Source organism: Mesorhizobium sp. WSM4844 (genome assembly GCF_055811775.1).
Map to the genome: position 1 here is coordinate 254,147 of NZ_JBVVQB010000001.1, position 19,855 is coordinate 274,001.

17 protein-coding genes are annotated in these 19,855 nt (G+C 58.1%); 12 read left to right on the forward strand and 5 right to left on the reverse strand.

Annotation, left to right across the window (positions count from 1 at the left end; genetic code table 11):
* Nucleotides 1-132: 132 nt before the first annotated feature.
* Complete coding sequence (locus AC0L2A_RS01165) at nt 133-1,206, forward strand: hypothetical protein (protein WP_473607189.1); 1,074 nt, start codon at nt 133-135, stop codon at nt 1,204-1,206.
* Nucleotides 1,207-1,572: 366 nt separating this feature from the next.
* On the opposite strand, the gene AC0L2A_RS01170 is transcribed toward AC0L2A_RS01165, so the two are convergent.
* Nucleotides 1,573-1,815: a hypothetical protein gene (locus tag AC0L2A_RS01170; RefSeq protein WP_473607327.1), complete on the reverse strand. Its 243-nt coding sequence runs from the start codon at nt 1,813-1,815 to the stop codon at nt 1,573-1,575.
* Here AC0L2A_RS01170 and AC0L2A_RS01175 point away from each other — a divergent pair.
* Entirely contained in the window at nt 1,789-2,286 is a 498-nt protein-coding gene (locus AC0L2A_RS01175) for a sulfotransferase family protein (RefSeq protein WP_473607315.1), read from the forward strand. The genes AC0L2A_RS01170 and AC0L2A_RS01175 overlap by 27 nt on opposite strands.
* Nucleotides 2,287-2,304: 18 nt before the next feature.
* Here the strand turns inward: AC0L2A_RS01175 and AC0L2A_RS01180 are convergent, their stop codons facing one another.
* Complete coding sequence (locus tag AC0L2A_RS01180) at nt 2,305-3,222, reverse strand: sulfotransferase family protein (protein ID WP_473607190.1); 918 nt, start codon at nt 3,220-3,222, stop codon at nt 2,305-2,307.
* Between the two features lie 174 nt (nt 3,223-3,396).
* Here AC0L2A_RS01180 and AC0L2A_RS01185 point away from each other — a divergent pair, with 174 nt between their 5' ends.
* The 7 genes from AC0L2A_RS01185 (at nt 3,397) to AC0L2A_RS01215 (ending at nt 12,945) form a co-directional block, all read left to right on the forward strand.
* Nucleotides 3,397-4,566 (forward strand): glycosyltransferase family 4 protein, encoded by a 1,170-nt coding sequence (locus tag AC0L2A_RS01185; protein WP_473607191.1) that lies wholly within the window; start codon nt 3,397-3,399, stop codon nt 4,564-4,566.
* A 107-nt stretch (nt 4,567-4,673) separates the two neighbouring features.
* Nucleotides 4,674-5,489, forward strand: coding sequence for a glycosyltransferase family 2 protein (locus AC0L2A_RS01190; RefSeq protein WP_287327493.1), 816 nt, complete (start codon nt 4,674-4,676; stop codon nt 5,487-5,489).
* Nucleotides 5,490-5,567: 78 nt separating this feature from the next.
* A complete protein-coding gene (locus tag AC0L2A_RS01195) occupies nt 5,568-6,299 on the forward strand; it encodes a glycosyltransferase (protein ID WP_091589996.1) in 732 nt (243 codons plus the stop codon).
* A 1,444-nt stretch (nt 6,300-7,743) separates the two neighbouring features.
* On the forward strand, nt 7,744-8,463 hold the full coding sequence (locus AC0L2A_RS01200; protein WP_473607192.1) for a Crp/Fnr family transcriptional regulator: 720 nt from the start codon (nt 7,744-7,746) through the stop codon (nt 8,461-8,463).
* Nucleotides 8,464-8,874: 411 nt separating this feature from the next.
* Complete coding sequence (locus tag AC0L2A_RS01205) at nt 8,875-9,645, forward strand: response regulator transcription factor (protein ID WP_473509512.1); 771 nt, start codon at nt 8,875-8,877, stop codon at nt 9,643-9,645.
* A 59-nt stretch (nt 9,646-9,704) separates the two neighbouring features.
* Nucleotides 9,705-11,645 carry a GNVR domain-containing protein gene (locus AC0L2A_RS01210; RefSeq protein ID WP_473607316.1) on the forward strand — a complete coding sequence of 647 codons (1,941 nt, stop codon included), beginning with the start codon at nt 9,705-9,707 and terminating at the stop codon, nt 11,643-11,645.
* Nucleotides 11,646-12,282: 637 nt separating this feature from the next.
* Nucleotides 12,283-12,945: a sugar transferase gene (locus AC0L2A_RS01215; protein WP_473607193.1), complete on the forward strand. Its 663-nt coding sequence runs from the start codon at nt 12,283-12,285 to the stop codon at nt 12,943-12,945.
* Between the two features lie 86 nt (nt 12,946-13,031).
* On the opposite strand, the gene AC0L2A_RS01220 is transcribed toward AC0L2A_RS01215, so the two are convergent.
* Nucleotides 13,032-13,274 carry a hypothetical protein gene (locus tag AC0L2A_RS01220; protein WP_287209806.1) on the reverse strand — a complete coding sequence of 81 codons (243 nt, stop codon included), beginning with the start codon at nt 13,272-13,274 and terminating at the stop codon, nt 13,032-13,034.
* Nucleotides 13,275-13,713: 439 nt separating this feature from the next.
* Nucleotides 13,714-13,932: a hypothetical protein gene (locus tag AC0L2A_RS01225; protein ID WP_091590003.1), complete on the reverse strand. Its 219-nt coding sequence runs from the start codon at nt 13,930-13,932 to the stop codon at nt 13,714-13,716.
* A gap of 278 nt (nt 13,933-14,210) precedes the next feature.
* On the opposite strand from AC0L2A_RS01225, the gene AC0L2A_RS01230 reads away from it, so the two are divergent.
* Nucleotides 14,211-15,947, forward strand: coding sequence for an FG-GAP repeat domain-containing protein (locus tag AC0L2A_RS01230; RefSeq protein ID WP_473607194.1), 1,737 nt, complete (start codon nt 14,211-14,213; stop codon nt 15,945-15,947).
* 35 nt (nt 15,948-15,982) lie between these two features.
* Entirely contained in the window at nt 15,983-16,309 is a 327-nt protein-coding gene (locus AC0L2A_RS01235; protein ID WP_473607195.1) for a hypothetical protein, read from the forward strand.
* On the opposite strand, the gene AC0L2A_RS01240 is transcribed toward AC0L2A_RS01235, so the two are convergent.
* Complete coding sequence (locus AC0L2A_RS01240; RefSeq protein WP_473607196.1) at nt 16,295-17,992, reverse strand: glycosyltransferase family 39 protein; 1,698 nt, start codon at nt 17,990-17,992, stop codon at nt 16,295-16,297. The two genes, AC0L2A_RS01235 and AC0L2A_RS01240, sit on opposite strands and share 15 nt — an antisense overlap.
* Before the next feature lie 381 nt (nt 17,993-18,373).
* Here AC0L2A_RS01240 and AC0L2A_RS01245 point away from each other — a divergent pair, with 381 nt between their 5' ends.
* Nucleotides 18,374-19,849 carry a UbiA family prenyltransferase gene (locus tag AC0L2A_RS01245; RefSeq protein ID WP_473607197.1) on the forward strand — a complete coding sequence of 492 codons (1,476 nt, stop codon included), beginning with the start codon at nt 18,374-18,376 and terminating at the stop codon, nt 19,847-19,849.
* Nucleotides 19,850-19,855: the final 6 nt, after the last annotated feature.

Here is a 19,855-nt window from a genome sequence, read left to right on the forward strand (position 1 = left end):
GAGTGTCCCAGGCAGGTTACAACCAGCGGACAGTCAAGCGCCTTCTTGACGGCGAGACCAGTGTAAACTAACCGGCGGGCGGCCGTTCTGAATTTCACGGGCAAGAGGCGATGCATATCTTTGGGTAGTAGTTTGGAAAACGAGGCGTCTTCTCCTGTCAGCGATGGCTTTGTGCAGCGGCTCCTCGCGGCGTACCGGCTTGTGCATCCAGGAAATCTGTTCAAGCGCGGGCGTATCTACGCTCGCGGCAGGGCAGCGACGAGGACGGTCTACTTCGTCCCACACAACCGCAACAATGTTCGGCTGCTGGCTGACGCGGCAGAAATTCTGGGTGACCGCGGCATCCGCTGCGTGTTCGCGCATCTCGATGGATTGAAACGCGGCGGCGTAGCGCGACCTGAACTCAACGCCCGAGGAATATCGCATATCGGCTTTGCTGACCTCGAGCGGATGATCAGGCCCGGTGACATGCTGGTGACTGGAAGTGACTTTGCGCCGCAATTTTTTAGGCGATTCATCGACTCCATCAACTTCGGCATGGTCCGTGTGGTCGGCCTCATCGGAGGTGCGCGAGAGCTGCGGCCGCATCGATTTGTGAGAGCTGACTACATCCTGTCGATGGGACCAGCGGCGCTGCAGCAAAGGCGACAGCCGACATATGTTGTCGGCTCCCCGGTCATTGAGCGTGCCGCCGCAAGCGCTGGCGCCAGGCACGACGAAGGGCTTTTTGTGCTGGTGAACTTCAAGGGGAATATCGAGGACCCCGCAGATCGCCAGGCGATTGAAGCCGTGGCAGCCGCATGTGCGAAACTCGGCCTTGCCCATGTCGTTAGCGTCCACCCCACGATGTTCGCAAAAGTCGATATGCCGAACAAATCGCCGCTGGATTTCGCACAGCTGCTCCCGGACGCTCTGGCGCTCGTAACGCGCCCAAGCACCACTGTTTACGAAGCAATCGCCTGCGGCATTCCGGTGGTGCTGTTTCCGCCGGTTTCGCCCATGGTCGAGTTCGACAGGCCCATGGGCGCCTTCAAACCAACATTGTCGGAGCATGACCTCGTCGAGGATATCCGCGCTGCGGTCAGGTCAAGACCGACCTATTTTGAGCAAAGCCGGGATTTCCTCAATGCCAATCTGTCGATTGATCCAAAGGTGCCGGCTTCGCAACGGATCGCCGAAGCCTTAATCGATATTTACAATCGCTGATCCGCTCGATCAAAGTGCCGCAATCGGAGTCCATAAGTTGAGTTTGTTGTCCGCCTTTTTGCAAGGAAGCCGCCCCTCCTTGTCGTTTCGTTTCCCAAATCCGGGCGGACATGGCTGCGAGTAGTGCTTGACGATCTGGGCGTCGCCGAACAGAAAAGCCTGAGGGACATTGCGCAAATCGACCCGACAAATCTCGCTGCAAACGGCTCCTAGCGCGACACTGCGGTGTCTGATATTTCAGGCGCAAGTCACGTGCGAAAGATTGCGCTTCTGCGCTATGAAGATGTGCGGCGGGATACAAACGATGCTTGCGCGGCTCGATTACTGGAAATGGCTCGATGAAGCCTTTCAGCGGCATGGCATATCTCATGCCGACGACAGGGCAGGTGTGAATTGATCCGATGCAAAGGCTTTGTCTGCGGCTGCGGGCATAGCGGCACCACGCTGATAGCGACGATCCTTGCCTCGCATGCCGATGTCTTTTTGCCATTCGAAGAAACCAACGTGTTTTTCAAATGGACCCCACTTGCGCTGTATCGCTACTCGAAGCTGAAACAGGCGGCCATTGGGGCGGGCAAGTCGGTGCTGCTTGAAAAGACACCGCGTCATATCAGGCGTGTCGATCGGATACGACGTCTGGTGCCGGGCGCGAAGTTCGTGATGCCGGTACGCGATGGGCGCGATACCGTTGCTTCGCTGACCAAGCGGCTTGGCGATGCGACCGAGAGCCTGGACCGCTGGATTTCGGACAACACAATAGTGCTTGCCGAGCGCGGCAGCACGGACGTCCTGATTTACCGCTACGAAGATCTTGTCAATGACCCGGAAGCGACCATCGAAAAGATCTGCACCTTCCTGGGATTGTCGTTCGACCAGAGTTTGCTCGACTATCATCGGAACCCGCAACGATGGTTCACACTCGATGCGCAACCCCAACATGCCGCGCTCCGCAACCAGCAGGTCAACAAGCCGATCTATGATGGCCGCGGCCGCTGGAAGACCGAACTGGGTCAAATGGAATTGAAGGAGCTTACCGAGGGACGCGGCAAACCGCTGATGCAGGCGTTCGGGTATGTTTGAGGGTTCCGCCCCGATCGTTTACTCTGGAAGCGCGCGCGGATAGCCAAACTGATCGAAGTCGCGCTCATAGGCGCGGTAGATCGTATCGGCCAGTTCTGGCGTGAAATAGTCGGCAAGCCTGCGGCGCGAGGAGGTGTGCAGAGGTGGCATCGCCGCGCGTCGCATTACCTCGCTTGCACCGACATGATCGAGAACCCGTTCGAAATCCCGCGCGAAAGTCTCGGTTTTGCCGATGAGGTCGAACACAACGCCTGGAAGGTCGACGATGTCGCTTTGCCTCTGCCAATGCTTGTCGATGCGCCATGTCGAGGTCGTGCAGGCAAAGGCGACGAAATCAGCAAACGACAGGCTCTTGTCAGCACCGACAGGCAGCGACGGATCTGCCCTTTCGCGATGGGCCAGATAGACCTCCACCCTGCCATAGCCAGGCACAAGCGGGCGGTCGCGATATTGGTCGGCCCAGCACGACAACAGCCTTGTATAGGGATTGCGAACGAAGGTGAACCGCAAGGCTTCGGGACTTGTGGCCATGCGATGGAACTGCACGATGCCATGGCGAGGCGCCTGCAAGCTCGACGCCTTTCGGTTGTGCACCTTCCAGTTCTGGTCGCTGCGCCACTCCGACACGGTGTCATTGCCGATCATGGCTGCAAGGTTGCTGCGAATGCGGCTGCTCGCCGCCTTCGGCGTGGCGAGATACAGGATCTTGAGTTGCGGGACGACGTCGATCAGGTCGTCCGGCAGATAAGCGGTTTTCATCGCTCTGCGGTAGAAAGCCAGAGCTTCCGGATGCGCCCAGGCTAGAAACGGCTCCTTGACCAGACCGCGGAGATTTCGCAGCCCCGGTCGCAACGAGCGCTCCAGGCGGCGGACCACGCCGACTTTGCGTTTGCCCGAGACGGCCTTGTCGGCGGGCGAGACATGGCTGGTGGTCATCGGCAAAAACCCTCGCCTTGAAAGCAGTCTACCGTCGTGGCATAGCCGCAACCACGCGGAACTATACGCCAGCGCCCCTATCCAGGACCGGCTTGCCACGCTTAATAGACTGCGAGCAAAGTCCCGCCAAGTTCGAAAGCTTGATCGGGGTGCGAAAGGGCGTAGCGAGGTCGCATGGATTTGTCACGGCATGATCAACTGGTTCAAGCTGACCCGAAAAAGCCTATCCTGTTCGTGCGCCAGCGTTACGCGCCCTTTGGCGGAGGCGAGATCATGCTGGAAAACATCATGGCGGCGTTCGCCGCGCGTCAACGGCCGGTGGCCGTGCTGTCAGGCGACTGGCCGCGACACGAAGGCATAGAGTTCATCCAGTGCGCCGGCCGCCGCTTTCCCCGCTCCCTGCGGGCGACGTCCTTTGCTCGAGCCGCCTGCCGCAAGATCGCCGAAATGCCGCCGGCCCTGGTGCAGAGCAACGATCGCCTTCCGTGCTGCGACGTCTTCCGGGCCGGGGAAGGCGTTCATGCCGCCTATCTTGCCGAGCGACGGCGTTTCGGGACGCGGCTTGGCACGGCAGCGATGGCGCTGAGCCCGTTTCACCGCCAGACGCTGCGCCTCGAGCGCGCGACCTATGGCAGCCCACGGCTTAAAGCGGTGATTGCCATTTCGAAAATGGTGGCGGAGGACATTGTCCGTCACTACGACTATCCGGCCGAACGCGTGCACCATATTCCCAACGGCGTCGACCTGGAGCGCTTCAACCCTAAGTTGCGACGACAGCATCGGGCCGTGGTCCGCTCACGGCTTGGCGTCAACGATGACAGGCCGGTCGTTCTCTTCGTAGGCTCGGGTTTTGCGCGAAAAGGACTTCTTGCCTTGATGAAGTCTGTCGCAATGCTCGATGGTGAGCCGGAGTTATGGGTCATTGGCCACGATTCGCGCGCCGATACCTTCCAGCGGGCCGGTGACAGGCTTGGTCTTGGTGCAAGGCTCCGCATGCTGGGGCCGCAAAAAGATACGCTGCCATGGTACGGCGCCGCCGACATTGCGGTGCTGCCTTCCATCTATGATCCATTCGGCACAGTGGTGATCGAAGCCATGGCCAGCGGCTTGCCCGCCGTCGTCAGCACCGGGTGTGGGGCGCGCGAGCTTGTCGATCGCTTCGAGCCGACGCTTGTTTGCGACGCAGCCAGCGTAAACGACCTCGCCGCCGGGCTTGCTCGCGCCTTGCTGCTGTCGTCACGGCCCGAGACTGCGGCTAGGGTCAGGGCGGCAGCCGAACACTACGATTTCAACGTCATGATCAGGAGAATGATAGCGCTGTACGAAAATCTCGACCTGAAATAATTTTCGACATATTTTTTGAATCCGTTAGGATCACCGGGGTGCCAACCGGCCGGGGGACAGTTTCATTTGAACAACAGTCGCAGTTTTGATGCCGGAACCGTCTGACCGTGCCGGCGCTCTCAGTCGTCATAATCAGCCGCAATGAGGAAGCGTGCATTGCACGTTGCCTTCGCTCGGTACTTTTTGCCGACGAAATCGTCGTCCTCGACAATAACAGTACTGATCAGACCAGGGACATCGCCAGCGGGCTCGGGGCCAAGGTGCTGATCACCCTCGATTGGCCGGGTTTCGGCGCGCAAAAAAACCGCGCCCTCGCCGCGGCGACAGGCGATTGGGTCCTTTCGCTCGATGCCGACGAATGGGTCGAGCCGCCGCTGGCCGCGGAAATCAGGGCCGCCATCGCCAACCCGAAAGGCTGTGACGGTTTCGAAATACCAAGACGATCGCGCTTTTGCGGGCGCATTGTCCGCCATGGCGGCTGGTCGCCCGATCTGGTGCTTAGGCTTTTCCGTCGCCAGTCCGGCCGCTTCAGCAACGACACCGTGCATGAGAAGGTGGTGGTGAATGGCAAGGTCTCGCGATTGTCCCATCCCATGGAGCATGACTCCATCGCCGACCTGGCGGACGCGCATGACAAGATCGGCAGATACGCGCAAGCGTCCGCCGCGCGGATGCTTGCCGAGGGGAAAAAAAGCTCGATCAGCAAGGCGGTTTTGCGCTCGGTCTGGGCTTATATGAACAGCTATGTCTTCAGGCTGGGGTTTCTGGACGGTTCGACCGGTGCGATGGTCGCCGCTTATTCAGCCGGCTACACCTATCAGAAATGGGCGCTTGTCGCGTTGGGTGGCAAGTCGAGGTGCGCCGAGGAAAGCCGGGCCGGGGTGAACGGCAAATCCGCGGGTTTCAGAAATCGCCCTGGCTAATTTCCGCGCCATTGTTGCCGAGTTGTTGCCAGACAGTTAGTGTGTGCCCGTTTTGAAATTGGAGCCAAGGTACTGAATATGACTGATGCGTTTAGGGTATTCGTTGGATGGGACAGCCGTGAGCCGATCGCCTACGACGTGGCGCGGCACTCTTTGCTCAAAAACGCTTCGGTGCCCGTCTCCGTCATTCCAATCAAGCAGGACGAGCTGCGTGCCCGTGAACTGTATTGGAGGGAGAAAGATCCGCTCGCGTCAACAGAGTTCACTTATACGCGGTTTCTTACGCCTTTTCTCGCCGACTATACGGGCTGGGCTTTGTTCTGCGATTGCGACTTCCTGTGGCTCGGTGACGTTGCAGGTCTGCTGGAATACACGAAGTCGAACAAGGCGGTCTATTGTGTCCAGCACGACTACACGCCGAAGGCCACCACCAAGATGGATGGCGTTGTCCAGACATCCTACCCTCGAAAAAACTGGTCCTCGCTGATGCTGTTCAATTGCGCGCATCCTGCGGTTAAATCGCTTACGCCGGAGGTCGTGAACCGCGAAAGCGGCGCCTACCTCCACCGAATGCAGTGGGTCGCCGATGAGGATCTGGGCTCGCTGCCGGTCGAGTGGAACTGGCTTGAAGGTTGGAACGAAAAGCCGGCGCATGGCACACCCAAGGCGGTCCACTATACAAGTGGCGGTCCGTGGTTTGCCGAGTGGCAGAATGTCGACTATGCGGATCTGTGGATAGCCGAACGCGACGAATTCCTGAGCAGTGCCGATCAAGCAGAGGCTGCTCTTTCGCGCTCGGCGAGCCGGTAGCCCAGCCAAAAAGCCCCAGCGGCTGGCGGTGGCGATGCCTAACGCCGCTTGGGGTTCCCGCGCAGACGGCCGGTCTTCGCGCCGTGCTGCGGCACGACCTCGCCGAACACCGGGTTGGGCGCGCTCTTCGCGGGCGCCGGGACGGCCCGTATCGTTTCGACCAGGGTCGGGCGCTGCTTCGCCCCGGCACAAGCGCCCTCTACATCTGCCCGTCCAGCCATTCCCGCAAATCGCGGTCCTGCTTGTTTTCGGCAACGGGCAGCGAGGGCCGCCTCCAGACATACCAGATGGCGGCAAGCACCCCGGCAGACCACGTGCCGGCGAAAACATTCGCAATGAGGTCGATTGGAACCTCCCAAGCCGGCTAGAACATTAGCACGGCATCATTTAGGAGGGCGACACCAATTAGGAGTAGAGCAGAGCGGGTGGAGCCGTAGGAGCCTCACCGCCATCCACCGTCTCAACCAGCTGTCCCTTGCGAGGTCGCGGCCAAGAAGGCGATGAGCAACAGCCATGCGGTCACCTTGAAGACGGCGCGTAGCATTCTTCGTCAATGGCAACGATCGGACGCAACGCTGCTCAACATGTCAAGGCGCCGAGCAATCCAGTGCGGTTGAAGCGGCCGCTCGCAGCGTCAGACATACCCCCTCTTCAGGGTACGTGGCGAGTGGTCTCTTCGCAGTTGCGAGGCAAGCGGGGGGCGAAGCTAACGCGAATGGAGTATACCTCGCGCCTGTGTCGCGGCTGAACCCGGAGACAATTTGGCTCGAAGGAGGGACTGTCAATCGACCTGTTCCGGTCCTGGAACTGCAGCGAAGGTTACTCATCGAGTCGCCGAACCTGTGAACGAACGCTCTTGTCCGTTCAAACCTCGTCACCGCAATGAGGAAATCTCGAACCGGGCCCAGCGCGACCTGCCGGTTTTGTGACGCATCTGGCCTGCGGCGGTTGCACTTGAGTGACCCGGTGTTGCTCGATCTGGCGGAACCCCGAGGTGCAATCTGCGAGTGAAATCAGAACGTTGCATGGATGGGGTAGCGGCACGTTCCGCCCGATGTTGAACGACCGCCGGTTCGCCCCCGACAACGTCAGCGCGACCGCAAGTCAGCAGCAATGCCTGGCATTGCTGTCGGTAGGGCGAGCCAGTCACGCCGAAAGCCGTAAGCGATCCGGAAGGGTGGCGTGTTCGAAAGTTGCACGGTGCCACCAATCGCATCGGACCGCCGGAGGCCATGCCATTCGAATGGATGGTGCAGAAAGTCGGTCGAATTCTATGATGAATTCGGGTCGTACTGCGCTCGACCAGGCGTGATCCTTGCTTTTTTGTGAGAGTGCAGTGCAACATCACCCAATGGTTGTAGCCCGTGCAGGGTACTCAACACGTCAAAGCTGGAGTACGTTTTTGCCCAGGGAGGTATCTAGGGGAGGATTGGCGGGGTTTCGAATGACGTATGCTACAAGCCTTTCATTGAGTGAGAATGAAAACCGTCCGACGTCAGTCGCAGTCAAAAGCGACGATAAGGCGTATATCAAGGCGCTAGGCTTCGTGCCGAAGCGATATGCGGCGGAGACCGCTATCGTCAATCAGGGGGAGGACGGCGATCGCGTCTTCATGATCGAGTCTGGCTGGGGTTGCATTTCTCATGACCTTGCCGGTGGACAGCGACAGATTTTGGACTTTGCCCTGAAGGGCGACATTGTCCTGCCACAGACCTACACGGGCGCTGCTCTTCAGACATTTGTGGCTCAAACCGACCTTGCGGTGCTGGAAGCCTCGGCCAAGACGCTTGCTCTTGGAGCAGCGAAGTCGCCACACATAGCCTCGCTTTTTCTTGAAACGCTCGCGCGCCAGCGAGCGCTTGTTGCCCAACACCTCACCAATATAGGCCGACGCAGCGCCCTGGCGCGTACAGCGCACTTGCTGCTCGAACTGAGAGCGCGCTTGGAGCGCGTCGGCGCTGCCAGCCGCACTGGCTTTGCATGCCCTCTCACCCAGTACGACCTCGCGGACGCGCTCGGCCTGACGCCGGTCCATGTCAATCGAATGCTGCGGGAATTACGGGAACGCGGTTTTTTGGAGTTCCGCCAAGGTCATGTCCGCGTGCTGGATCGGCCGGGCGTAACGAAGTTTGCCGAGTTCGACGACAGGTATATCGATGGTTGACACTTGTTTTGGCGCACGATGCAAACGCGGCGCGACGCGCCTTGAAGCCGCACTGGCTATCGGCGACGACGACTGTCTTTACCGACGGGCTACCCGCGCCTGGCAAACAACGCGAGGCCCAGGTTCCAGTCGGTGTGCTCTCTGGCTACCCTCTCTCCTAGACCAAATTGCTAGGGCCAAGTGAAGGAGTAAAAATTTTTTACGTTTTGTTAACCTAAATTAGTGAAGGCACAGCTTTTAGGCGATAAACATTAGTGACGGGGTAGTGCTGTCCAAGGTGGGGCTTTGGGAAATCCCGCAGTTATAGTGAAGGCGACGCGAACAGAACATTGTTCGCGGGAAATAGTATTTGCCTGAAGTATATCTCGTACTGGATCTCGAAACGTTGGGTAGAGTTTGGGGAGTAAGTTCATGGTTCCGACAATTCAACTGGATAACAAATCACCCGGTGCACTGGAATTCGTATCGCGCAAGGCCGGGAATGGAATACATCTGCATAGACACGGCTTGACCGAATCCTGCCTGGCTCTGCTGGACGAGCGAGTGCTTGACCGACAATGTCTTGCGCAATGCCTGACCGCCTATGGCATCGGGAAGGAAATCCTGTCGTTCGGTTCGATCGAAGAGTGGCGGCATCAAGAGAATGCACTGTCGATATCGGCCATTCTGCTGAACGTGGGCAGCCGAAAGGTGACAGATGCAAGGACCGGCAGCGAAATTGCCGATCTTGTGAATGAGGCCCACCCGGTTCCGGTGGTGATTTTGGCCGATACCGACGATCTGGAGCAGATTCTGAAGGCGTTGAATTATGGCGCAAAAGCCTACATCCCTTCATCGATCCGGTTCGAGATCTGTGTTGAAGCCGTAAATCTTGTCCTTGCCGGTGGCACATTTGTCCCTGCAAGCAGCGTGCTTGCCCAGCACAAGGCAATCGACACGTCAGTCGAAATGACAAGGCCCATGGCGAGTGTGTTCACGGAGCGGCAAGAAGAGGTCGTCCAGGCTCTCAGGCGTGGGAAGGCGAACAAGATAATCGCTCATGAGCTCAACCTCCGCGAGAGCACGGTCAAGGTCCATATCCGCAACATCATGAAGAAGCTGAAGGCGACGAACAGGACGGAGGTCGTCTACAAGCTCAATGAGATGTTTCCTGGCGCCCACCTGTTGGGCCGATCGAGCTAAACGGTTGTCATCATAACAGTGGCGCGGCTGCATGCTCGAACCGGGACCCATCGGTGGCGATGCTGCTCGACCGTTGCAGTTCGCCGCTCTTTTTGTTGCAGATATGGATTGAAGCCATGCTAGACCGGCCGTCGGCGGCAATTGCTCACAAGCCATGGCTCGGGGCGGACGCACCGCAGGACTTTATCAGCCTCGCTGACGTCGTCTCGTTTGCTCGGCAGTATCTTTTCTCGATTCTGGCGTTCGTCGTCGCCGGAATCGTTTTCGCCACGTTCTACTTTGCAACCTCGGATCCGATTTATTCGGCGCGCACCCAGATCCTAATCGAACCGAAGATACCCAAAAACCTTCAGCAGCAACCCGCCGAAGTGAACCTGTCGCTCGATACCGCTCAGGTCGAGAGCCAACTTGCAGTTCTGCGCTCCCAGAAGATCGCGATGATGGTGATCGATGACCTTGGACTCATGGACAATCCAACTTTCGGAGATCTGGACGGTCCGACCATAGGCGAGAGGTTTCGCAGAGCCTGGACGAGCATCGTCGATGCCGGCGGGCTCCATGCCGGCAATGCTGCGCTGACGGATTTCTTCCATCGCGTGCTTCCCTGGCCGGATCGAATGGAGGCGAACAGCCCGCAGCTGGAATCCGAGCGTCGGCGTCAGGCGGTGGAGATGTTCAGCGATGGCCTGGATATCCAGCGTGTCGGTGTCTCCTATGCAATGGACATCACATTCCAGTCTCAGGATCCGGCATTGGCGGCACGCATCGCGAACGCCACGGCGGAAGCGTTCGTGCGCGAGCAAGTGCAAACGACAACGGCAACGGCTAGCGAAGGCATCGCATGGTTGGAAAGGCGGATGCGGGAGGTCGGTGATCAGATGAACCGGGCGACCCGGGTCGCCCAGCAGTTTCGCGCAAAACACGACTACAGCATCGGTCAGGACGAGACGTCCGTCGCCGGACAGGACCTCGCACACAGCGAAGGACAGCCAACACACCAGATTACGCTGGAGCAGTTGGAGGTTACCGCCGACACCTATCGAAAGATGTATGAGAGCCTGCTCGCGGCGTATACAAACTCGGTCGACCAACAGCCTTATCTGATCGCCAATGCTCGCGTCATCACGTCCGCGACGAGCCCCAAGACGGCAAGTCGGCCGCGCAAGACGCTGATCCTCGCCTTTGGCACACTTGCCGGGATGGTAGCTGGCATCGGGTTCGCCGTGGCGCGACGCGGGCTCGATCGGAACGTGAGGACCCCGCGTCAGATCCGTCGCGAACTGGGCCTGGCCTGTGTTGGAGAATTGCCGCCGGTCAGCTTCAGGCGGGGTGGTTTTGGCCGGCTTGACGAGGTGCTCAGGAACCCGGACTCTTCATTCAGCGGCAGCCTCAGGAGCGTCAAGGCGATCATGGGCCTGGCCGGGGCCAACCCTTCAAGGCGTCGCATCGGAATTACATCCGTGTCCCCCGGCGACGGAAAGAGCACCATTGTAAGCAATCTGGCGGCGCTGTGTGGGAGAGCGGGCACAGCGACCCTCGTGATCAACGCCGACGATAAGTCGGCACTGGCCAACGAACGTCTCTTTTCCGCCGATTTCAATATGATCGATCGGGATTCCGGCAGCCCCAAAGACATCGGCAAGCAAATCCGATACATTGAAAAGGCATCGTTTTATTACTTGAAGAACGATGCGTCGAATTCGGCGAATTTGCTTGTTCCCGATAATATGGAGAAATTGCTGAACGAAGTTGGTAGTTACAATATCGTCATTGTTGAACTCCCGCCGTTTAGTTCAGGAGCCGAAGGCCTTGCTCTCTGCCCGCTTCTTGATGGCGTGATTGTGGTGGCGCAGTGGGGCGTGACGTCGCTTGATCAACTGGAAGACCTGACGCAGTCACTCAAAAGCACCAATTCTTCCGTCCTTGGCGTGTTGATGACACGTGTTCGTACTGTTTCGGCTCGGCGTTACCGGAAGCGCGCAAGTCAGGCGCCGCGCTGACATCCTGTCCTCCTCGCGGTGGCGTCGAGCTAATGCATGTCGCGCAAAAGCATGCCCTCCGGCTCGAACCGAGGGTGCGCAGCGGTCTCGCGCGACGACGACATGCATCAGACAAGAACTTAAAGCGCGTCGCATGAATCCGTTCAAACGCGACGCGCTTTAGAGCCCAGCGGCAAGTCTCGACGCCGCCCCGTCAATCCGGCACCTGTCAAAGTGAATCCGCGCCCCTTCAGGGCGTCGCGAGCCGAACAATCGATTCCGAAATCATGCCAGGCATTGGACGGAGCAGCCATTCGTCCGTACCCGGCCTAGCAACTAAGCGGTAGGCCACGCTGCCAAACACCCCCGATCTACCACCTTTTCCCTGCTTGCCGGAGATCAACCGTCGTCGCCAAAATGCAAACGAAAAGTTGAAATCGAGCGCAAGCGGAAAATGTCCAACGTGATCGAAAGTAACCTGCGGCAGTGCGAAGACCTGGCTATTGAAGGCTGGGTTATACTGAGCGGAGCCAGGCCTGCCGCGACTTCGCTTCTTCGGCGCGAAAGCGACGCGGCCGCGAGATCGAATACGCCGGACCTTTCTTCGCCTCAAATCAACGCAAGCCATGACCATGGCGCCGTTCCGTTTGAGCCGGATATGCGCACGGCAAGCATTGAGGACGATGCGCGGAGCGAAAGCCGACAGCCGCTCGGCGGTTGGGCCAAGAGGCTGCTGGATCTGATGGTAGCCTCGACAGCGCTCATCCTAGCCGGTCCGATCCTGATTGTGATCCCGCTTCTGATCAAGGCGACCACCGGCGGTCCGGTGCTGTTCGTTCACCAGCGCATTGGTTTCGATGGAAAGGCCTTCGACTGCTACAAGTTCCGCACCATGGTGCGAAATGCCGAGGAGGTGCTCGAACAGCATCTGAGTTGCAATCCACAAGCCGCCCAGGAGTGGGCGGCCAATCAGAAGCTGAGCTGCGATCCGCGTATCCTGTTTTTCGGAAGGATGCTTCGCAAATCGAGCCTGGATGAGCTGCCGCAGTTGTTCAACATCTTGCGGGGCGACATGAGTTGCGTCGGCCCGCGTCCTGTCGTTGCCGACGAATTGCAACGCTATGGCGCAGCATCGCATGAATATTTGAAGACGCGGCCAGGACTGACCGGCCTCTGGCAGATAAACGGGAGAAACACGACCGAGTATTCGCATCGCGTATTGCTGGACACGCAGTACGTTCGGACATGGTCTCTACGCCGCGATCTTTCGATCCTGATGCGGACGATACCGGCCATGATGAAGTTCGATCAGACCTCCTGACCTTGGCTATGTAAGGGGGGCTATGTCAGGGGGCGCGGCAGAAACGGCCTCAAGCGATCGTCGCCCACAAGCGATTGTCGCCCACTCTATTGTCGCCTTGGGCGATGCCGCAGCACGGCAATTGCAAGGCCGACCAGATAGGCAATTTGGGTGACGACAACAAGATAGAACGTCGAGCGGATGGTGTTTGGAACAGACAGGTGAAGAAAGCTGCCTGCAGCGACGCTGCCGACGATCACCACCAGGGTCGCCACGATCAGCGCCGGCGCGCGCAGCGTAAACCCTATTGCCAGGGCAAGACCGGCAACGCCGACAATGGCAAGCAACACGGCGATCTCCTCCCAGGGTCAATCGACGCCGCGCAGACGAACCCTGTCCCAAGGAAATCAGAGTCGCTCGTTTTTGTGAAGCCCAACCTTTTAGCTCGGCGGTTCCGGCGGCGCAGTCAGGGTCTGGACCATTGATCGTCGGAGTGTGAAATGCAGGTTTCTGTCGTCGTGGCATTGATTTGCACGGGAATCCTGGCCCTCGTCGTCTATATGCGCTGGTCGATGATCACTGCGCTCATAGCCTCTCTGGCGTTTGCTGCGACGGCAATCGGGACAATAGCCTCGAGCCTCGCTTGGCGGCTCTTCTGTTGGCAATACCGGTGGGGGGCGGGGTGGTCGCGGAGGTCGACGCGATCGCGTCGAGTGTCCGCGCTTGATCCGCAGCCGAACCCTCATCAGGCCAACGATCTGGCTTTTTTGGCGGGCAAACGCAGCCACTTCAGTCTGCTCTGTACGGAACCTCGTCGAACATGAAGCCGGCGAGTTTAATGATGCGTAGGGCTTCCATCACCTGACGATCATCTATCGTGCCTTCCCAACTGGAGAGTATGGTGTCGACTTCGAAGTCGAAGCCGTGCAATCCCATGACATCGGCCAGGTTCCTGCGGATTTCGGCCCTGATGGCCCCGTCCAAAGAAATGATGTTGTCCTTGCTCATCGCCGAACAACATTAGCGGATCTTAATATTTCCGGTACTTGACCGAAAGGGGGAACCCTTCATTAGCCAACTCACGAAGGAGCCGATCGCCTTCACCTCAACCACGGTTCCGGCTTTGCCAGGACCGCGCCCTCAAACGTGGTACACATACTCCCTTTGGGCCTCTAACGGCCGCCTAGCCTCACGTGCTTTGCTCGGGCGACTTGGAGGCCGGATCATTCTCGGAGAAACGGTGGCCAAAAAGGTCTAGTCGAGGTTTTCCTATTCGAGCCGATGTCGTGAGCATTGAGGTCTTTCAGATGCTGTTGAGCACATTGGAATGGCGGAGACGGCACTGTGCCGCTTGGTGGACCTGCTTGCTGGCAATGGCCGTGATAGTGGGGTGCACGAAGTTCACGGCCAGCGAGCCGGTGCCGCTGTCGTCGGCTGCGCTGTGGGATGGCCTCGAATTTCGAATGCAAGTCGTCGACGATCGATCCGGCGACGTAAAGATGGTTGGTGACATTGACGGCGACGGCCTCTTCGACCTCGTGATCGGAGGCGAAGTCAAGGAAGCGTTGGTCTGGTATCGTGCACCGGGTTGGCGTCCATATCTGATCGGACGGCCCAAAAACCAGTTTACGACCGACGGTGCGTTGGGCGACATCGACAGTGACGGCGATCTTGACATAGTCGTTCCCGATGGGCCGGAAGGTGCCAATCTAGTGGGGTTCCAGAATCCACTGCCAAGCGGAGACCCTACCGATGGCGCACAATGGCTCCGTCGCGAGATCGGAGAGATCGGAGGTTGGGGCAAGGATGTCAAACTCGCCGATTTCGATGGTGACCGACGTCTAGATATTGCAACGCGGTCGCAAGATAGCGTCATCATCTTTTTCCAGAATGCTGACGGATCATGGATGGGCCGCCCTTTGACGAGCCGCGACTTTGGTCAGGAAGGGTTGGGTATAGGGGACATAGATGCTGACGGCATACAGGACATCGTCGTAAGTGGAGCCTGGCTAAAAAATCCAGGATATGCACAAGCACGAGTGGACAAATGGGAGAGTTATTCGATAGGGCCGGCACCTGAAAACTTCAAAACGGTCGTTGCGGATATCGATCAAGACGGCCAACCCGACGTCTTGTATTCATCCTCGGAGGACGTTGCAGACATCGTGTGGTACAAAGCCAAGGATGGAAATCCCCGAGGAGATTGGAAAAGCAACAAAATATTGCCTCTCGTCGAGAAGGCGCACACCCTGGCCGTCGGCGATCTGGACGGAGATGGCGATCCAGACCTCATGGTGGGTCAGATGCATACGTCCAGCGACCGATTGATCGCCGCTGTCTACAATATCGACGGGCGTGGTGAGATGTGGAGGGTCCAGGTCATCGGTCAGGGTGGAGTCCACAATGGCGTTCTCGCTGATCTCGACGCTGATGGTGATCTTGATGTTTACGGCTCCAATTGGGTGACGAATCCGCCAGTTCACATCTGGGTCAATGCGCTCGATTTGCCCCGCGACCGGTTGCCTCTGGACCGATGGGAACTCGCGGCTTCAATAGACACAGGGCAGCAAACATGCACCCTCTCAACAGACGACGTCGATGGAGATGGTGTGACCGATGTGGCTTGCGGCGCATTGGCATGGCGCAACACTGGAGGCGATCTTGCAGAGGGCTGGCCACGAGCAATCAACGCCAAGATCAAAAACTCCGCAAACGATGAATCGAATGGGCCGCGGCTAGTGTCACCCGATCTTGCGCCTCTGTCGGCTGCTGACCTCAACAGCGACAATGCGCCGGATGTGATCGCGGCGGGTACTACTGGGTTGGGCGGCCTTTATATCCTCGCCGACCATGGCAACGGTCGTCGAGGCCTGCAGTATATTAGCTCCGGCAGTTTTGTGGCCGCGCGAGCCGTTGACCTCGATGTCGACGGCGATCTCGATATTGTCGCCCTCTCCAATGGCGAATTTCCGTCGCTTTGCATTCTGCGCAATCTTGCGATTTCTCGCGATCGTCGGGGCTAAGAGAGTGCCGTCCACAAAACGGCTGGAGGCACTTTTTGAACAGCCTGCCGCGAACTGCGGGTAGACATCGCAACAAAAAGAAAATGCCGGGATCCGGCGACAGCAAGGAGCGGTCGCGCTTCACCGTAGAATGCGGCCCGTGGCTCCGCCTGCGGCATGCGCGTCGGCTTCGACAGATCGAAGCTGACGCAAAAAAGCAATGTCATATTTCGGTCGACCTGCCCCATGCTTCGGAGCTGCACTCAGGAGAATGTCCGCTTGCTTCGAAACTGCAAAGGATTAACAGGCGCCGTTCGGGCACGCGCAAGCCGCCTGCTGCGTTGGTATGGCACGCCGAAGGTCAAACCTTAATCATCGCGTAGTTCACCCTGTGCCGTCGGATCGTGAGCGGAGTAGCAGGTATACTTTGACCAGGGTCCGGTTTGTGTCGCGTGGCAATCAACGCCCTCAATATCCTCCATGACGGTATGATCATATACTGCCGAGAATCCGCGCTCGCGAATTCGCCTGATCTTGCCTTCGAGGTCAGACGGTATGGGGTCGGGAGAGGGCCCCGGAAAAATGCTCCAGATGAGACCACGTCCAGGCTTCTCACTGAGAAAGCTGATGAGATGCGGCCTCGGATCGGAGTATCCCTGATAATCGGGAACGAACTCCCGGACCCTTACGTCGGCTCCGGCGCGGGAAAAATAAAAGCCGAACACTTTGGGATGCAAAAATTCGGGGTAGGGAGTTGGGAAGCCCTGATCGAGGATGAAAAGGACTTCCGAGACTCCAGCGTCCTTCAAGATCGCGCTTTCGTGCTCCCATGTCAGGTGTTTGTTAATTTCTGTAGAGCTTTGGACCCCCCAGATCAAGGCACCTGCAAAGAACACGGCAACTGTCGCGTAGCGTGCGCATAAGCGAGTGCTCGGCATTGCGTCGATGAACCATATCAAGCCGAGGAAAAGGCCAGGTGCAAAGGGGAACAGGAAGCGAGGCATGAAAGTAGGTCGAAGTACTGCAATGCCGAGAAAAAGGCATAACCCAAGGAAGCTTACCAAGGCGGTCAGGAATAGCGGGGATGATCGGATGGAGTTGCGCAGGCGCGCTATCCACAACAACGCGACGTTGGTCACGCGATAGCGGCGCAGCGTGCCTTCATCAGCCGCGTTTTTGGCATCGATGAGAAGCGCCGCACCAATAATGCAGACCAGGAGGAGGGCGACATAGATTTCGCCTGCCAGGAACTTCAACGCACGTCCGAGATCGAAGAGCGACAACGGCTTGAGCCAGAAGTTCTGAGAAGTGGTTATGTGCAAAATGGCTTCGTAGTGGCTCAGGAAGACCGCGGCAACTGGCGTGTAGGCAAAACCTGCAAAGGCAATCGCGAGGGGCCGCGTTCGCCAAAAAAGAAGAAGAAGCGACACCCCCTGGACTGCTGACATGACCAAGGTCGTGTAATGGTTCAGTCCGAGAAACAGCCCCGACAGCGCCCACCCGGTGATGTCCCCGGTCTCGTCTTTGCCCCGTAGCGCACGAAAGAAGAAAACGGTTTGCAACACGGAACCGAGCACCGTGAAGGCGTAGCTTCTCGCCTCTTCGGCGTAATACAAGCTGGGAATCCACAGCGCGATGATGATCGTGAACAAGGCCCTTTGATGCAGTGGCATCCGTCCGCGCAGCAGCATCCATGCCATTAATGGCGCAGCGGCGGTGGCAATCATGCCAGGCGCACGAATTGCAACGTTAGACACGCCGAAGAGTTGCCCCCACCCCCAGACAGTCAGGTAGTAGAGGGGTGCGTTTACATCGATCCCCAGAATCTCACGTGCCCCGCGCCAGTCCTGCAGTGCAATCGTCGCGGTCCACACCTCGTCATACCAAAACGCCTCGTCTGAGTTGACGAGCCAACGCAACATTGCCCCCATTGCAATGGCGGCAAAGACGCAAAATAGGGTGAACTTCCTGTCAATTCCGTCCTTGGGCTCTGAAGCGACACTGTTACCATCGATGGAATTGTTCTGAATGTTATTACCTGGCTCGACTTTGAGAACACTCACCATTGCCCCTGATCCCGCCATCGTTATTCAGGACGCATTTGTAATATTGGCAAACATAGAGATTTATCGCCGTTATGGATGCAATTTTGAACGCGGTCTAAACGTCTGGAGCTCCCGCGGTGCGCTACCAAGTTTTTGAACATCGCTGTGGCCAGTTCGAGACGAATTTCCATATGTGCCAAAGCTTTGTGCGGCCCAGCCGCCCCCGCTGCAACGCATCATAATTCGTCGAAACTCACACGATGGTGGTATCGTTTACTTCGTTTTGCGCGCTACGCTTCGTCAATGAGCGCAAAACTCACACGATGGTGGTATCGTTTACTCCGTTTTGCGCACTACGCTTCGTCATGCGCGCGTGATCTGCTCAGCTCTGCAAACTGCAGAGTGGGCGAAGCGCAAATGGCGCAAGAATGGATACATGTCGAAGTTGCGGCGCCGCAGCCGGCTTGCCGTCGCCCGCTCGTTGTTGATATGGACGGGACACTGGTTCGTTCAGACCTGTTGATAGAAACCGCCCTGTCGGAGTTTGCACGCCGACCTCAATCTGCGGTCGACATGTTAAAAGCACTGAGGCTTGGCAAGGCTGCGTTAAAACAGTGCGCTGCTTCCTCGGTAGAGTTCGACGCGTCTGCGCTTCCATACGACGAAGCTGTGCTCAAAGAGATTGAGGCGGCGCAGAAGGACGGGCGGCAAGTCTACCTTGCATCCGCCGCTTCCGAACGCATCGTCAGAGCTGTTGCAGATCACTTGGGCGTTTTTGATGGGTACATCGGGTCGGATGCGACCACGAACTGCTCGGGCAAGACGAAAGCAGCCAAGCTGGTCGCAGTGTTCGGCGAGGGAAGGTTCGACTACATTGGCAACGATGCCGACGACCTGGCTGTCTGGTCAAAATGCGGAACGGCAATTGCAATCCGCACATCTGGACGGGTTTCCAGAAGGCTTGCGGCAATGCCTGTCGAAAAGGAATACCTGCCCCACCAGAAACCAAGCTGGCGGACATGGGCGCGCCTTTTGAGGGTGCACCAATACACGAAGAACCTTCTGCTGCTGGTTCCGTTGCTGGCTTCCCACCAGTTCACTGCCGAGAACCTGATCGAGCTCGCAATCGCATTCCTCAGCTTTTGCCTTTGCGCTTCGAGTGTCTACATTATCAACGACCTCGTTGACCTTCAGGCCGACAGGGCGCACCCGACCAAGCGGCATCGACCGCTGGCGGAGGGCAGAATCCAACTGATCCACGCGTTGCTCGCCGCGCCGCTGCTTTTAATCGCGTCATTCATCCTCGCTACTGTTGTGTCTCCTGCCTTCTTTGCCGTCCTCTTTGGGTACTTCGTCCTTACCACGGCCTATTCGTTCTACCTCAAGCGCAAGATGCTCATCGACGTCGTTACGCTCGCGATGCTCTACACGGTGCGCATCATTGCCGGGGCTATCGCGATCGGAGTGCACGTCTCTCCGTGGCTTCTGACCTTCGCCATCTTCATTTTCTTGGCGCTGGCCCTGGTCAAGAGATATGCCGAACTTGCCACACGCCTAGATCTCCAACTGTCCGAGCCTTCGAACCGGAACTACAAGTTCGAGGATCTCGGCGTGGTTGCCGCGTTTGCAGCGGCCGCGGGCTACAATTCCGTCACCGTGTTCGCGCTGTACATATCCTCGCCGGACGTGAACGTGCTCTACCAACGGCCGCAAATGCTCTGGTTCGTCTGCCCCGTGCTCATCTACTGGACCAGCCGTCTGGTGATGATTGCTCACAGGCGCAGCATGACCGAGGATCCGATTGTGTTTGCGATGACCGACCGCAACAGCCTGCTGTCATTCCTCATTGCCGGGCTAGCTGTCGTGGCGGCGGTCTAGGCAACG

What these genes read in the sequence shown, in the direction of transcription:
- AC0L2A_RS01205 (WP_473509512.1), top strand. Translation starts at nt 8,875, where the DNA reads ATGGTTCCGACAATTCAACTGGATAACAAATCACCCGGTGCACTGGAA.
- AC0L2A_RS01170 (WP_473607327.1), bottom strand. Translation starts at nt 1,815, where the DNA reads ATGACGCGGTGTCTTTTCAAGCAGCACCGACTTGCCCGCCCCAATGGC.
- AC0L2A_RS01240 (WP_473607196.1), bottom strand. Translation starts at nt 17,992, where the DNA reads ATGGTGAGTGTTCTCAAAGTCGAGCCAGGTAATAACATTCAGAACAAT.
- AC0L2A_RS01210 (WP_473607316.1), top strand. Translation starts at nt 9,705, where the DNA reads ATGCTGCTCGACCGTTGCAGTTCGCCGCTCTTTTTGTTGCAGATATGG.
- AC0L2A_RS01200 (WP_473607192.1), top strand. Translation starts at nt 7,744, where the DNA reads ATGACGTATGCTACAAGCCTTTCATTGAGTGAGAATGAAAACCGTCCG.
- AC0L2A_RS01185 (WP_473607191.1), top strand. Translation starts at nt 3,397, where the DNA reads ATGGATTTGTCACGGCATGATCAACTGGTTCAAGCTGACCCGAAAAAG.
- AC0L2A_RS01180 (WP_473607190.1), bottom strand. Translation starts at nt 3,222, where the DNA reads ATGACCACCAGCCATGTCTCGCCCGCCGACAAGGCCGTCTCGGGCAAA.
- AC0L2A_RS01225 (WP_091590003.1), bottom strand. Translation starts at nt 13,932, where the DNA reads ATGAGCAAGGACAACATCATTTCTTTGGACGGGGCCATCAGGGCCGAA.
- AC0L2A_RS01215 (WP_473607193.1), top strand. Translation starts at nt 12,283, where the DNA reads ATGCGCACGGCAAGCATTGAGGACGATGCGCGGAGCGAAAGCCGACAG.
- AC0L2A_RS01195 (WP_091589996.1), top strand. Translation starts at nt 5,568, where the DNA reads ATGACTGATGCGTTTAGGGTATTCGTTGGATGGGACAGCCGTGAGCCG.